The sequence below is a fragment of the Dyadobacter fanqingshengii genome (assembly GCF_023822005.2).
In the GTDB taxonomy this organism is placed as follows: Bacteria; Bacteroidota; Bacteroidia; order Cytophagales; family Spirosomataceae; genus Dyadobacter; species Dyadobacter fanqingshengii.
Window position 1 is genome coordinate 564966 of sequence record NZ_CP098806.1, and the last position, 14124, is coordinate 579089.

The following is a 14124-nucleotide window of genomic DNA, read 5'->3' on the forward strand; positions in this document are numbered from 1 at the left end:
CATTAACCTCAAAGGAAGTTCGGTTTCTCATAACCAGAACTAAAAGTTAATTCCAAATATTCCGTTCTTGTGCACATTATTACCAAAAGTATTGAAACGAGTATGTATAATTCCTGGGTAACCACGGCCATTACCAAGATCGAAGCTGATTATCAGCGATCGGCGGATACGCATTTGATTCCTTTGCAGTTACCTGGTTTTCCGGGGGTTGATTTATATTTCAAAGATGAGTCGACGCACCCTTCGGGGAGTTTGAAGCACCGGTTGTCGCGGTCGCTGTTTTTGTATGCGCTTTGTAATGGGTGGGTCCATGAAGGGACAACGGTTGTTGAGGCTTCCAGTGGCTCTACTGCGGTTTCGGAAGCATATTTTGCACGGTTACTGGGCTTGCCATTTATTGCGGTGATGCCCAGGACGACAAGCCAGGATAAGGTGCAGGCGATTGAGTTCTATGGCGGGAAATGTCATTTTGTGGATCATCCCTCGGAAGTTTACGAAGTGTCAAAACACATTGCAGCGGATAATAATGGTCACTTTATGGACCAGTTCACCTATGCAGAACGGGCGACGGACTGGCGGGGAAATAACAACATTGCCGAGTCCATTTTCCGGCAGATGCAGTTTGAAGCGCATCCGGTGCCGACCTGGATCGTTATAGGCGCTGGCACGGGTGGGACTTCGGCAACATTGGGGCGTTACGTGCGCTACGAGCGTTATGCGAGCCGCATTTGCGTGGTGGATCCCGAGAATTCTGTGTTTTACGATTGCTGGCAAACCAATGATCCCGGCATTTGCAGCGATTTTGGGTCGCGCATTGAAGGCATAGGACGTCCGAGAGTGGAGCCGTCATTTATCCCGACAGTGGTGGACCATATGATCCGCGTGCCGGATGCTGCGAGTTTTGCGGCGATGAAAACATTGTCCAAGCTGTTGAACAGAAGGGTAGGAGGCTCCACGGGAACCAACTTCTGGGGTGCATTGCAGCTGACACAGGAAATGAAAGAGCAGGATTTGACTGGCTCGATCGTTACGCTGATCTGCGACTCGGGGGATCGTTACCAGGATACTTATTATAACGATGCGTGGCTGGCAAAGAATGGTTTTCTTGATGCGGTTCGGGAAGAGGGCCACAGATTGGCTGCGGTGACCGGATTAGGGTAAAAGTGCCTACTTTTGCGCTGAATTATCAGAAATGCCGTGCATCAGAATTATTATTTTTTAAAACAACTTGCCCCGGCCTTGCATCAGCAATTGGCCGGAAAAACCTTTATTGAAGCATTCAGCCAGGAAAAGGACGAAATTATTCTGGTTTTTGATACATCGGTAAATGATGAAGAGCCGGTCGATCCGTTTTTTATCAAAGCCACATTAAGGTCCAATTTCGCCTGCCTGAGCTTTCCTGATAGTTTCGACCGTGCGCGCCGCAACAGCGTGAATCTCTTCACCGATTTCCAAAATCAAAAAGTTGAATTTATTGAGGTTTATCTCAATGAAAGGGCGATTCAAATCAGTTTTGAAAATGGTAACAAACTCGTTTTCAAGCTTTTTGGAAACCGGTCCAACCTGATTGCAATAGACCAGGAAGGCATAGCGACCCAGCTTTTCAATAACAAACTCCCTGCCGACAAATCGATCACTTCCGAATCCCTTAACCGAGATATTGATCAGTCATTTGAAGCATTTGTTCAAAATAATGAACGTTATGAAGCATTGTTTCCAACATTTGGAAAGCTTGTAAATGCTTACCTGGCGGAGAAGTTTCAGCATTTAAATAACGCCGCTGAAAAGTGGGAAACCATTCAGCAAACATTAGATGAGTTAAATGCGCCGCCTTATTATTTAACCAAAATCGAGCTTATTCCAACACTTTCTCTTTTGCCGGTTGGACAAATCATTTCAGAATATAATGATCCGATTGAGGCGCTGAATGAGTTTTACCTGGCATATATCCGGCTGAGCGGCATTGAAAAGGAAAAGGCGGAAATGCTTCGGGTGCTCCGCAAGCGCCTTACCCAGACCGATAATTATCTTGAAAACACATTCAAAAAGCTCGTCGAGTTGGAAGAAGCGACAAAAAATGATGAGATCGGGAACATTATCATGGCCAATCTGCACATCATTCCGGAACGAACGGAGAAAATAGAGCTTTTTGATTTTTACCGTGATCAACCGATCATTGTCAAACTTAAAAAAGAGCTCACCGCACAGAAAAACGCAAAAGGATATTATAGAAAATCCAAAAACGAGAAGATTGAACTGGGAAGGCTGAATGATAGTCTGAGTGCCCGGGAAATGGAGCGGCAAAATCTGACTAAACATTTAAATGCCATAGAAGCAATTGAATCGTTGCGTGAGTTGAGAAGTTACATCAAAAGCAATGCACTCGATCAAACCAAAGCCGTTGCAACACCCGCCGATTTGTTTAAAAAAGTGGAATTCATGGGTTATACCATTCTGGTTGGGCGTAATGCGAAGAATAATGATGTTTTGACCAAACAATTTGCTTCCAAAGATGATCTTTGGCTGCACGCTAAGGATGTTACCGGCTCGCATGTGGTGATTAAAAACCAACCGGGCAGAAATTTTCCGGCTTTGGTCATTGAACGTGCGGCCGAATTGGCAGCTTTTTATTCCAAAAGAAAAAACGATTCGCTATGCCCTGTGATTTACACGCCGAAGAAATTTGTCCGTAAACCAAAAGGCCTGCCGGAGGGCGCTGTGGTCGTTGATAAGGAAAATGTATTGATGGTGGAGGCGAAAGGGGAGTAACCGATTTTATTCTGCTAAAAATGAAGTTTTTAGTGCGTCAAACGTATATGCGGGCTTTGATAAGTCTTGCGATATAACGAACTTCGTATGAAAATAGAGAACAGGAATTTTTAGTGCAGAATGCTTGAAAGTCGTCGCTTTGTCATCATTGGTTTTTTTGCTTTAGTAGGTATAATCTACTTATTACGACTTTTCTACTTACAAGTTCTGGACGAGAGTTACTCCATCGAATCGTCCAGTAACTCCATTAAGCGTGTCATAGAAATCCCGTTCCGCGGCCAGATCTACGACCGCACAGGAAAGCTCATCGTTTATAATACACCCGTTTACGATTTATTGGTAACGCCCTACAAAGCGCGCGTCGACGATACGTTGCGATTTTGCCAGGTTCTGGGCATTGAACGTCGCGATTTTGACAGCTTGATGAATGCGGCAAGCGCATATAGTCGTGTAAAACCTTCTTTATTTCTTCGCCAGTTGTCCAAAGAGGATTTTGCGTCGATTCAGGACATTATGGTCGATTATTCAGGTTTTGAATTTGCCAAAAGCTCCCTACGGACTTACACAGCGCCTACGCTCGCCAACACGCTTGGCTACGTGAGTGAGATCACAAAAGGCCAGCTGGAAAAGCAGGAAGAGCCTTATTATCGCCAGAGCGATTACATCGGGCAAAGCGGGATCGAGAAAATTTATGAAAATGAACTGCGCGGAAAACGGGGAACGAAGTTCGTCATGCAGAATGTGAGTGGGGTTTACAAAGGCCCCTGGAAAGGCGGCGAGCTGGACACAATGGCCGTTGCAGGCGCAAACCTGTATTCCGGGATTGATCTGGAGGTGCAGCAATATGCTGACAGTCTCATGGTTAATAAAGTAGGCAGCGTTGTTGCGATTGAGCCCAAAACTGGTCAGATCATTTCCATGGTTTCCGCACCGACTTATGATCCTAACATTCTGGCGAGCCGTTATTTTTCCAAAAATTATGCTGCGCTGGCGCGGAATCCTTATAAGCCGCTCTTTAACAGGCCGGTTATGGCGAGTTACAGGCCGGGTTCTACATTCAAATTAATACAGGCATTAATTGGTTTGCAGGAAGGCGTGATTACGCCGGAAAGTGGTTTTACGCATGCAAACTGTCCGGTTGGCTGCCACAATCACCCCGCAACAGGAACCGTGGCTTTGGGCGTAATGCACTCTTGCAACCCGTATTTCTACAATGTTTTCAGGCGGATTATTTATAAAAACAATATTCAAAATACATTCAAAGCGTCCGCAGTGGGTCTGGATGCCTGGCATGACGCGATCAGTAAATTCGGGATCGGGCAACGATTGGGAATTGACCTTCCCAGCGAGTACAAAGGGAATTTGCCCAATAAAAAATATTATGACCGCTTCTACGGTGAGTATCGCTGGAAATTCTCCAACATTTACTCATTGAGCATTGGTGAAGGCGAATTGCTGATCACGCCACTCAAAATGGCGAATGTGGCAGCGATCATTGCTAACAGGGGTTATTTCTACACGCCACACGTAATTCATGGCATTGGCGATGGCAAGAAAGTGAATCCTGAATTTCTGGTTAGGCACGACACCGGTGTCGAATCGCACAATTTTGATCCTGTAATAGAAGGAATGATCGGGGCGGTGGAAGGAGGAACGGCCCGCAGATCGCGTGTGGAAGGCATTACCATTGCCGGAAAAACGGGAACATCGCAGAACAAGCGTGGGGATGACCATTCGATCTTTATCGCCTTTGCGCCGGCGGAAAATCCGAAAATTGCCATTGCCGTTTTTGTAGAGAATGCAGGAGCGGGAGGTTCGGCTGCCGCACCGATTGCCAACCTGATCATCGAAAAATATCTGACGCGAAAGATTACAAACAAAGCGTTGGAAGAGCGGATGTTTAAAGCCGACTTAATGAGCAAAGTCATTTTGCCCGGGCAGAAAAAGCCGATTTCTGCCGATTCGTTGAAGAAAAAGCTAATTTCTCCGGATTCGGTCAAGAAAAAACCGGTTGTGAAACCCGCAACTACACCTGCACCTAAGAAACAATAACCAAAGATTTAAATGGCGGAAAATAAGCCCATAACGAAGAACGTAGACTGGATGGTGGTGCTCATTTACATCGCCTGTCTGGGAATTGGCTGGGTGAACATTTACGCTGCCGTCTACAACCCGGAGGTGAATATGAGCATGTTCGATTTGGGGAATAATGCGGGGAAACAGCTGATGTGGATCGGAACGGCGGCTGTGCTGATCATTTGCATTCTGGTGATCGATTATAAATTTTATGAGACCTTCTCCTTCATCATCTATGCGGTAATCGTTTTCCTGCTGGTGGTGGTTTTGTTTGCCGGGTCCAACATTAACGGATCACGCTCCTGGATCAAATTTGGCTCTTTTTCGCTGCAACCCGCCGAGTTTTCGAAGCTGGCTATCAGTCTGGCCATCTCCAAGTATCTGAGCGATCCGGCCATTAGCCTTACGCGGAAGCTGAAAGATTATTATCCGATCATGGGGATCATTGCATTACCCGCTTTTCTGATCCTTTTGTCCAATGAAACGGGCTCAATGCTTGTTTTTGCATCCTTTGCAATTGTGCTTTACCGCGAAGGAATGCCCGGTTTTATTCCGGCTATCGGCATGGTAACGGCTGCTTTGCTGATCATTACATTGCTTTTTGTGAAATGGTATATCGCGGGTGTGATCATTGTCATTGCCGGGCTGGCTATCTGGCTGATGCCCGTCATGACACGCAGGCGGGGTGGGCTTTGGGCAACGATCATCATTGCATTTGTGATGATCGGGATTGTGTTTGGAGTGGACTTTTTTATGAATAATGTGCTTCAAAAACACCAGAGAGGCCGCATTATGGTGCTTTTGGATCCTGATTCCGATCCCCGCGGAATTGGTTGGAATGTGATCCAATCTAAGATTGCGATCGGCTCAGGAGGGTTCGCTGGAAAGGGATTCTTGCAGGGAACACAAACCAAATTTGACTTTGTGCCCGAACAAAGCACCGACTTTATCTTTTGCACCGTAGGAGAGGAGCACGGTTTCATCGGCTCCGCCATCGTGGTTGTGCTCTTCGTGTCCCTGATCGCGAGGCTTATTGTACTCGCAGAGCGACAGCGAAGTCGGTTTGCAAGGGTTTATGGTTACTGCGTGGCCGGAATTATCTTTTTCCACTTCATGGTCAACATTGGTATGACGATCGGGCTGATGCCGGTGATCGGGATTCCGCTGCCGTTTTTCAGTTACGGAGGATCTTCCTTGTGGTCGTTCTCGATTTTGTTATTTGTATTCTTAAAAATCGATGCGCAACGGCCGTTTACGTTGTCGAGGGGATAAGTGAATTAAATTTTCCCCGCTGCCAAAATCAGCAACACCCAACCAACGATCAATGCCAGGCCGCCAATCGGAGCCGTGGCGCCAAATTTGGTAATGCCGGTAAAGCAGATCGCATAAAGCGAGCCTGAAAAAATGATCACGCCTATCGCAAACGCATTGCCTGACCAGCCTAGCAACTTGATAGCGTCCGTGCCTGCACGCTGCATGAGCAATCCGACTAAAACCATGGCAATGGCGTGGTAAAACTGATATTTCACAGCCGTTTCAAAAGTTTCGCTTCTTCCCGAAGCTTCCAGCATTCCTTTTAATGCATGTGCCCCAAACGCGCCTAGCGCAACGGCGAGCGCTCCCAAAATGCCGCCAGCCTGAATCATGAATTTCATAATATTGGTATTAATCTGAGTGGTAGAAAACGTGGATTATGCTGCCATCCAGTCGATCATTTACAGGTGAAGCAGTCCGGTAAAGTTATGCCCGGATCTAAGCGTAACCAACTCTTTGTTTCAATTTTATTATCTTGCGCGCTTGGAAAGGCGGATTCATCGTGTCCGCTGGTTGTAGATTATACTTAGCAATGACTTTAAAAAGTTTTATAGCGCTCTGGACTCATCGTTATCACAAATATACGCACATTAGCAAAGCCCATCTTCTTGGTTATCAGGCTTGGTTGCATTTCAAAGGCGTAAAAAGTAAATTAAACAAAGGTCAGAAGCTGATTGCAATTATCCGGACGGAGCACTTCGGAGATATCGTTGCAGCAGAGCCGATTTCCCGATATGTGCGGTCCTTGCATCCTGATGCGCATATTGTATGGTTTGTTAAGCCTTCATTCAGCGAATTGGTCAGCCATAATCCTTCCATAGATGAAGTTTTCAAAGAGTTTTGCGTGACCGAGCGGAAGACTTTGCTGGATACAGGCATTTTTGATGAAGTTATCCAGCTGCAATTCACAAACAACAACCATTGCCCCAAATGCCAGGTTTTCATCAATAACCCTGTTGCTGAGCGCCGTAACATTAACATTTTCAATTATTTCAACTTTGGAAATCTATTGGAAGTCTTCGCGCAAACGGGTGATCTGATCCCTGAAAAATCTGAATTTCCTGCTGACGACCGGCCAAAACTGTATTTGCAGGAAAATCACCGGCTGAAAGTGGATTCTCTGCAATTGATAGAGCCATTTATAGTGCTGCATTGCCAATCCAACTATGCGCCGAAAGACTGGCCTGCTGACAAATGGGAGCAATTGGTGCAATGGCTAGCTGATCATTACGCCTATCAAATTGTCGAAATCGGCTTGAAAAGCAACTTGTCCGTGTCGACGAAATCGTATCGCAATTTATGCGGGCAGCTTACGATTCTGGAAACCGCCGAGGTGATCCGTCGCGCGTCTTATTTTATTGGATTGGACAGTGGCCCATCGCATTTGGGCAATGCTGCGGGCACTTTTGGAATTATTTTAATGGGCTCGCTGAATGATTTTCCTGAGTATAATCCGTATTCCGGAAGTTACGGAAGGCAAGAAAATGCCGTTTTTGTTCGACAAAAAGGTCTGCCGTGTTCACAGCTGTCGTTTGAATTTGTAAAGGAAAAAGTGGCGAGCGTTATTAGCTTACCTTGATCCGAAAATGGCGCTTCCGACGCGCACAAGCGTGCTTCCTTCCTCCATCGCAATGGTGTAATCGGCGCTCATCCCCATGGAAAGCGCCTGCATGCTGATTTGTTCATTATTGTATTTTTTGAATGATTCGAAAAGGGCTTTCAGTCCCCGAAACTCATTCCTGATCACCTGCTCCTCTTCCGTGTTTGACGCCATTCCCATTAATCCCAATATGCGCACATTTTTCAATGTTTTGAGCGCTGGGGCAGTTAATATTTCAACCGCCTCTTCTTCCGACAATCCAAATTTTGTCTCTTCCTGCGCAATGAATATTTGCAGAAGGCAATCGATCACGCGCTGGTTTTTGACAGCTTCCTTATTGATTTCCTTTAATAACTTAAAACTGTCAACAGATTGGACCAAAGCGACATAGGGAGCCATATATTTGACCTTATTGGTTTGCAGATGGCCGATCATGTGCCACTCAATGTCTTTGGGAAGCGCTTCATATTTGGCCGTCATCTCCTGTACTTTGTTCTCTCCAAAACGCTTGCAGCCGGCTTCGTATGCTTCCAGGAGAACTTCTTCGGGCTTGGTTTTTGTTACGGCAATCAAACGGGTTTCCTGTTTTAATCCTTTTTCTATTTGACCAATATTTTCAGCGATTGATGGCATTTGAGGAGACTAATTTTTTGAGTATTAAAGTATTAAACAGAAAAATTGCTTGCCAGCATCCAGAAATAGATGTTAACATATTTCAAAATTGAAAAAAACATAGTTCTTTTACCAACTAATTACAAAATATAACCTTCTGTATGGACTATAATCAGGAACAAAAGCAAGACAGGAAAACACTATTATGGGCCGCTCTGGCCGTATTACTATTGCTTAATTTGGTACTTGTTTATTTTATCTATCACGAAAAACAGGAAAATCTTGCAAAAGATGACATTATAACGGCCAAGACAGAGGAGGTTCTTTTTATCAAAACCAAGCTTGACTCCATTTCGCAGGAACTCGACATTAAGATCGCTGAGATTCAAAAACTGGGCGGCAGCGTGGATTCACTACTGGCGATGAAGTCGCAACTGGAAAAGGATAAGCTGGAATTAAAGAATATGAGTAATTACTCAGCATCCGGGTACAATAAGAAGATTAAGGGTTATGAAACTGTGTTAAATGAAAAAGACACAGAAATTGCGCAATTAAAGCAGGAGCTGGGTATCGCAACTTCGAAAAATCAGGAGCTTAACGAAAAAGTGACTGGCCTGGAAAGTGAGAAACAGTTGCTTGCCGATTCAGTTACCAACTACTCAGTTCAAAATAGGGAACTGGCAGAAAAAGTCACCATCGCTTCTGCATTACGGGCTGAAAATCTGACGGTTAATGCCGTTTCAGCCAAAGGAAAAGAACGCGAGGGCGGAAAATACAAGGCAAAACGCATTGATAAACTAAGAGTGAATTTTAGTTTGGCGCCTAACGCGGTTGCGAAACAAAACGAGAAGGAAATGTATCTTCGGATCTTGGATCCGGACGGCGCAGTGCTGTCGGATATGGCCACCGGTTCGGGATCATTTATCCATGATGGCAAAGAATTGATTTACAGCTCGCGGCAGACTGTTAATTTCACAAACAGCGGCCAGTCCGTTGATATCCTTTACGGGCGCGGCGGCATTCCTTTGAAAGACGGCAAATATGCCATCGAAGTTTACAGCGAAGGCTTTAAAATCGGACAGGGTGACTTTGAAGTGAAGTAATCGAGGCCGAATAACTTGAATTTAAGTAAGATCGGGGCTTGGAATTGTCGATTTCAAGCCCTATTTTTGCACCCTCATTTTGGTATGATCCCAAAGTGAGGGTTTTTATTTAACATTATATAATTAATCAATTACCGTATGTCTAAGCAATATGAAACGGTGTTCATTCTAACTCCCATTTTGTCTGAGGCCCAGGCAAAGGACGCCGTTGAAAAATTCACGACAATCATCACTGCAAATGGTGCATCGATTGTACATGAAGAAAATTGGGGATTGCGCAAGCTGGCCTACCCCATCCAAAAGAAAAACTCAGGTTTCTATCATGTTGTAGAATATGCTGCAACAGAAGGAAATGTGGTTGACGTTTTGGAGACCGAATTCCGTCGTGACGAGCGCATTTTGCGTTTTATGACCATCGCCCTGGATAAGCATTCGATTGCTTACAACGAGAAAAAACGTAAGGGTCTGGTTGGAAGAAAAAGAGAAGAATCAACTGAGTCTAAAACCGAAAACGCATAAGCTATGTCACTAGTAAACGAACCGGTTGAGAAAAACAATAACCGTAAAAAATATTGCCGTTTTAAGAAAGCAGGCATTAAGTATATCGACTACAAGAATCCGGATTTCTTATTGAAACTGGTGAATGAGCAAGGTAAGATCTTGCCACGCCGCCTTACAGGAACAAGCTTGAAATATCAACGTAAAGTTTCTCAGGCAATTAAAAGAGCGCGTCACTTGGCTTTATTGCCTTTTGTTGCTGATCAATTGAAATAATATAGAAAAAGCTACAAACAATGGAAATCATACTAATAACTGATATAGCAGGTGTAGGTTATAAGAACGACATCGTGACTGTGAAAGCAGGTTACGGTCGTAATTACCTTATTCCTCAGGGTTATGCATTATTGGCTAATCCCTCTAATCGCAAAATCGTTACTGAAAACGTGCGTCAGGCTGCACACAAAGCTGAAAAGCTTAAAAAAGATGCGGAAGATATCGCAGCAGCCATCGGCGATCTTACAATTGACATCAAAACAGTGGTTGGAGAAAGTGGCCGTATTTTCGGACGTGTTACCAACACACAGGTTGCTGATATTCTTAAAGCAAAAGGTTTCAATATCGATCGCAAGAAAATTACTTTGGATGATGTAAAATCCATCGGAACATACTCTGCAACAATCGATTTGCACAAAGAAGTGAAACACAAAATCGCGCTGAACGTTATCGCTCAGGAAGATTAATCGTTTCAAAAAGTCATAAAAAAAGCAGCTCTTAGGGCTGCTTTTTTTATGACTTTTTGAAACGGTCACTCATTCAATATTAAATCAAGGCGCTGGAATTCTCAAAACCTGGCCTGGATATATCTTATCCGGATGCGTGAGCATTGGCTTATTTGCCTCGAAAATGATGGGGTACTTCATCATATCGCCATACACTTCTTTCGCAATTTTTGAAAGCGTGTCGCCTTTTTCCACAGTGTGGTAGGTAGCTTCGGGAGCCGGAGTCGCTACGTTCAGACGGTTATCCACCACTTGTACGCCTTCTACATTTCCTACCGCAAGTGCTATTTTTTCTGCATCTTCCTGCTTGGCAACTTCGCCTTCAATTGTCACTGTGTCACCAGACGTCTTAATCGTCAGATTGTTATACGCAAGTCCGAGCGCTTTAACGTGCGCCAGCAGTGCGCTGGCACGCAACGGTTCTGCCTCAGGTGTCGGAACGGCCGCTGCTTCTTCTTTTTTAAATACTTTTTCTCCTACGCCTTTTAAAAACGATAGTAAGCCCATGTTTAAGTTGTTTTAATGTGAGATTAATTAGCTTAAAGCAATTATTATACCAAAGTTTTTTATCTCAAATTACTAAATGACCGTAAAACAGCCGCATGTTTAAGGTCTGACTTTGTACTTTTGCAGCAGCTCAATCAAATGCTCGATATTCCGCTAATCAATGAATCGTAACGCATCGCTGGATAAGTTAAAAAGTGAAGAATTTGATATTTGTATCATCGGGGCAGGAGCAAGTGGGGCCGGATGTGCGTTGGACGCCATTTTGCGAGGATATAAAGTGGCTATCATTGATAAGAAGGATTTTGCGTCTGAAACCTCGTCCCGATCTACCAAACTGATCCATGGCGGGGTGCGTTATCTGGAACAAGCGTTTAAAAAACTTGATTTTGCGCAGCTCAAACAGGTTCGTCATGGGCTTGAAGAGCGTCATACGGTTTTGAAAAATGCACCGCACCTGGCGCGTCCGCTCGCACTGATGACACCTGTAAGTTCCTGGATAGAAGGGTTGTATTTCAAGATAGGCTTGCAACTATACGATACATTTTCCACCAATGATTCGCTTCCTAAAAGTAAATGGCTTTCCAAAAAAGAAGTGCTGGACAAAATTCCAACCCTGAATAAAAAGAAGCTACACAGCGGCGTGCTATATTACGATGGTCAGCTGGACGATGCGCGCTATTGCCTGGCATTGGTGCAGTCGGCCTCGGAAGCAGGCGCCGTTGCTTCGAACTATCTGGATGTAACTGGATTCACGAAAAATGATTCCGGTAAATTGGTTGGCGTTCAGGTCAAGGACACGCAGTCAGGATCCGAATTTATCATTAAATCAAAGCTGGTTATCAACTGCACCGGGCCGTTTTCGGACAAGATCAGGCTGCTTGCCAATCCAGCATTGCCGGAACGGCTTCGTCCCAGCAAGGGCGTTCACGTGGTGCTGCCTTTTGAAACACTGAATAGCGAATATGCCATGCTCATTCCCAAAACGTCGGACGGGCGAGTGGTTTTTGCCATCCCGTTTGAGGGTGCCATGATGATCGGGACAACGGATACGGAATCCGATAGCATCGATTCCGAAGCAACATTAAATGAATCAGAAAAGCGATATCTTGTTGATACACTGAATCCTTTTCTGGCCAACCAGATTGACATTACAAAGTTGAAAGCGGGATTTGGAGGGCTCAGACCTTTGCTTTCAGCCGATCCGTCCAAATCGACAAAAAGCCTGGTAAGAGATCATGAAGTTGAGGTCGATTCGTCCACTGGACTTGTGAGCTTGCTGGGTGGAAAATGGACCACTTACCGGCTGATGGCCAAAGATACAATTGACGAAGCGGATGCCATTTTGTCTAATAGAAATGAATGTCTTACAGCTGACCACATGCTGGCAGGCGGTGAAAATTTTGATCCGTCATTACAGCGAACATTGGTTTCAAAATATGCATTACCAGAAGATGTTGCGCTGCATTTGACCAAAAAATACGGCTCGCGAGCCGCATTAGTAGCCGAGCTAACGGTAAATGACAATTTCTTGAAGGAACGGTTAAGCGCTTCCTATCCCTACATCAAGGCAGAGGTTATCTATACGGTCAGGAATGAGATGGTTATCACGCCGCGCGACTTTTTGGCAAGAAGGGTCAGGCTGGAAATTACTGACTGGCAGGAAACCTTAAACTGTCTGCCCGTTGTTGCCCGTTTGATGGCACGGGAATTGGGTTGGGATGACAGCGAAACGCAGCGCCAAATGGATGACTATTCGCTTCAACTTAAACAATTTATCGCCGACGCCGGAGCGTAGCAAACAACTCACTTCAAATCAGGAATGTACATAACCGATTCAGCTTGCATCTCACCCCAGCGAACTTTTGATAACGCCTTTCTTGAAGGAGAGATAACAGTGCATTATGGCAATCGTTACAATGCGATCGAGCCGGGTTACGGAACATTGATTCCAGCGGGTTTATTGCGTAGAATGGGCAAGGCCGTGCGGATGGGTGTGGGTGCTGGCTTGCCGCTGATCCAAAAATTCGATATAGACGGGATCATTTTGGGGACGGCCAACGGAGGACTGGAAGACTGCCTTAAATTCCTGAACCAGATCGTTGACTACGACGAAGGCACATTGACCCCCACCAATTTTGTCCAAAGCACGCCTAATGCGGTGGCGGGAAACCTAGCCCTCATGAGCAAAGTTACCGGCTATAATACGACACACGTTCACAAAGGACTTGCTTTTGAAGCAGCATTACTGGACGCCATGATGCTTTTGGAAGAAAGGGAATTCAAACGCGTGCTGGTGGGAAGCGTTGACGAAATTTCGGACTACAATCACAACATTGATTTCCTGAACGGACATTTCAAAATCGAGGAATTGTCCTCGGAGAACCTTCTGTCAAGTGATTCGCCCGGATCAGTGAATGGGGAAGGAGCGACGATGTTTGTTGTTGAATCATCCAGAAGTGAAAGCACGCTGGCCCATATTAAGGATGTGGATCAAATGAATTCTCCGAGCGAAGACGAGCTGGAAATGAAACTGGACCATTTTCTAACCAAAAACGGGCTCACAAGAAAGGATGTGGATACATTGATTTTAGGGGTCAGCGGAGATAATCGCACCGACCATTTATACAAGGATTTTCAGAACAAATTTTTCCCCGATAGCAGCGGTTACACCTACAAAAATATGGTTGGGGATTATCCAACAGCTTCGGCATTCGCAACATGGATGGCCGTCCAAATGCTTTCCGGCCATCCAGCTCCTTTACCATGTATTCATAACAATCCAACAGCGCAAAAAGCTAATAATGTATTGATTTACAATCATTTCAAGGAAACGCAGCATAGCTTTATTTTACTCACTGCCTAA

14 protein-coding genes are annotated in these 14124 nt (G+C 45.0%); 11 read left to right on the top strand and 3 right to left on the bottom strand.

Annotated features, from left to right (window positions below):
* Positions 1-69 precede the first annotated feature (69 nt).
* The 4 genes from NFI81_RS02335 to rodA all read left to right on the top strand — a co-directional run bounded on the left by NFI81_RS02335 (position 70) and on the right by rodA (position 6117).
* Positions 70-1161: a PLP-dependent cysteine synthase family protein gene (locus tag NFI81_RS02335; protein WP_275976832.1), complete on the top strand. Its 1092-nt coding sequence runs from the start codon at positions 70-72 to the stop codon at positions 1159-1161.
* 78 nt (positions 1162-1239) lie between these two features.
* Positions 1240-2769, top strand: coding sequence for an NFACT RNA binding domain-containing protein (locus tag NFI81_RS02340; RefSeq protein WP_234614487.1), 1530 nt, complete (start codon positions 1240-1242; stop codon positions 2767-2769).
* Between the two features lie 120 nt (positions 2770-2889).
* Entirely contained in the window at positions 2890-4821 is a 1932-nt protein-coding gene (mrdA, locus tag NFI81_RS02345; RefSeq protein ID WP_234614486.1) for a penicillin-binding protein 2, read from the top strand.
* 12 nt (positions 4822-4833) lie between these two features.
* Positions 4834-6117: a rod shape-determining protein RodA gene (rodA, locus tag NFI81_RS02350; protein ID WP_234614485.1), complete on the top strand. Its 1284-nt coding sequence runs from the start codon at positions 4834-4836 to the stop codon at positions 6115-6117.
* A gap of 5 nt (positions 6118-6122) precedes the next feature.
* Here rodA and NFI81_RS02355 read toward each other — a convergent pair whose 3' ends face one another.
* Positions 6123-6500 carry a DUF423 domain-containing protein gene (locus tag NFI81_RS02355; protein WP_234614484.1) on the bottom strand — a complete coding sequence of 126 codons (378 nt, stop codon included), beginning with the start codon at positions 6498-6500 and terminating at the stop codon, positions 6123-6125.
* Positions 6501-6691: 191 nt separating this feature from the next.
* On the opposite strand from NFI81_RS02355, the gene NFI81_RS02360 reads away from it, so the two are divergent.
* Entirely contained in the window at positions 6692-7738 is a 1047-nt protein-coding gene (locus tag NFI81_RS02360; protein WP_234614483.1) for a glycosyltransferase family 9 protein, read from the top strand.
* Here the strand turns inward: NFI81_RS02360 and NFI81_RS02365 are convergent.
* The gene (locus NFI81_RS02365; RefSeq protein ID WP_234614482.1) at positions 7730-8392 is read right to left on the bottom strand and encodes a YggS family pyridoxal phosphate-dependent enzyme; all 663 of its coding nucleotides are present in this window, start codon (positions 8390-8392) and stop codon (positions 7730-7732) included. The two genes, NFI81_RS02360 and NFI81_RS02365, sit on opposite strands and share 9 nt — an antisense overlap.
* Before the next feature lie 140 nt (positions 8393-8532).
* On the opposite strand from NFI81_RS02365, the gene NFI81_RS02370 reads away from it, so the two are divergent.
* The 4 genes from NFI81_RS02370 to rplI all read left to right on the top strand — a co-directional run bounded on the left by NFI81_RS02370 (position 8533) and on the right by rplI (position 10715).
* Positions 8533-9474, top strand: a complete 942-nt coding sequence (locus tag NFI81_RS02370; RefSeq protein WP_234614481.1) for a DUF8428 domain-containing protein — start codon at positions 8533-8535, stop codon at positions 9472-9474.
* A gap of 138 nt (positions 9475-9612) precedes the next feature.
* Complete coding sequence (gene rpsF / locus NFI81_RS02375) at positions 9613-9993, top strand: 30S ribosomal protein S6 (RefSeq protein ID WP_234614480.1); 381 nt, start codon at positions 9613-9615, stop codon at positions 9991-9993.
* 3 nt (positions 9994-9996) lie between these two features.
* Positions 9997-10248 (top strand): 30S ribosomal protein S18, encoded by a 252-nt coding sequence (gene rpsR, locus NFI81_RS02380; RefSeq protein WP_026630174.1) that lies wholly within the window; start codon positions 9997-9999, stop codon positions 10246-10248.
* Between the two features lie 20 nt (positions 10249-10268).
* A complete protein-coding gene (rplI, locus tag NFI81_RS02385) occupies positions 10269-10715 on the top strand; it encodes a 50S ribosomal protein L9 (RefSeq protein WP_234614479.1) in 447 nt (148 codons plus the stop codon).
* Between the two features lie 84 nt (positions 10716-10799).
* Here rplI and lysM read toward each other — a convergent pair whose 3' ends face one another.
* The gene (gene lysM / locus NFI81_RS02390; protein WP_234614478.1) at positions 10800-11261 is read right to left on the bottom strand and encodes a peptidoglycan-binding protein LysM; all 462 of its coding nucleotides are present in this window, start codon (positions 11259-11261) and stop codon (positions 10800-10802) included.
* 160 nt (positions 11262-11421) lie between these two features.
* On the opposite strand from lysM, the gene NFI81_RS02395 reads away from it, so the two are divergent.
* Entirely contained in the window at positions 11422-13056 is a 1635-nt protein-coding gene (locus tag NFI81_RS02395; protein ID WP_234614477.1) for a glycerol-3-phosphate dehydrogenase/oxidase, read from the top strand.
* A 24-nt stretch (positions 13057-13080) separates the two neighbouring features.
* The gene (locus NFI81_RS02400) at positions 13081-14124 is read left to right on the top strand and encodes a beta-ketoacyl synthase chain length factor (protein ID WP_234614476.1); all 1044 of its coding nucleotides are present in this window, start codon (positions 13081-13083) and stop codon (positions 14122-14124) included.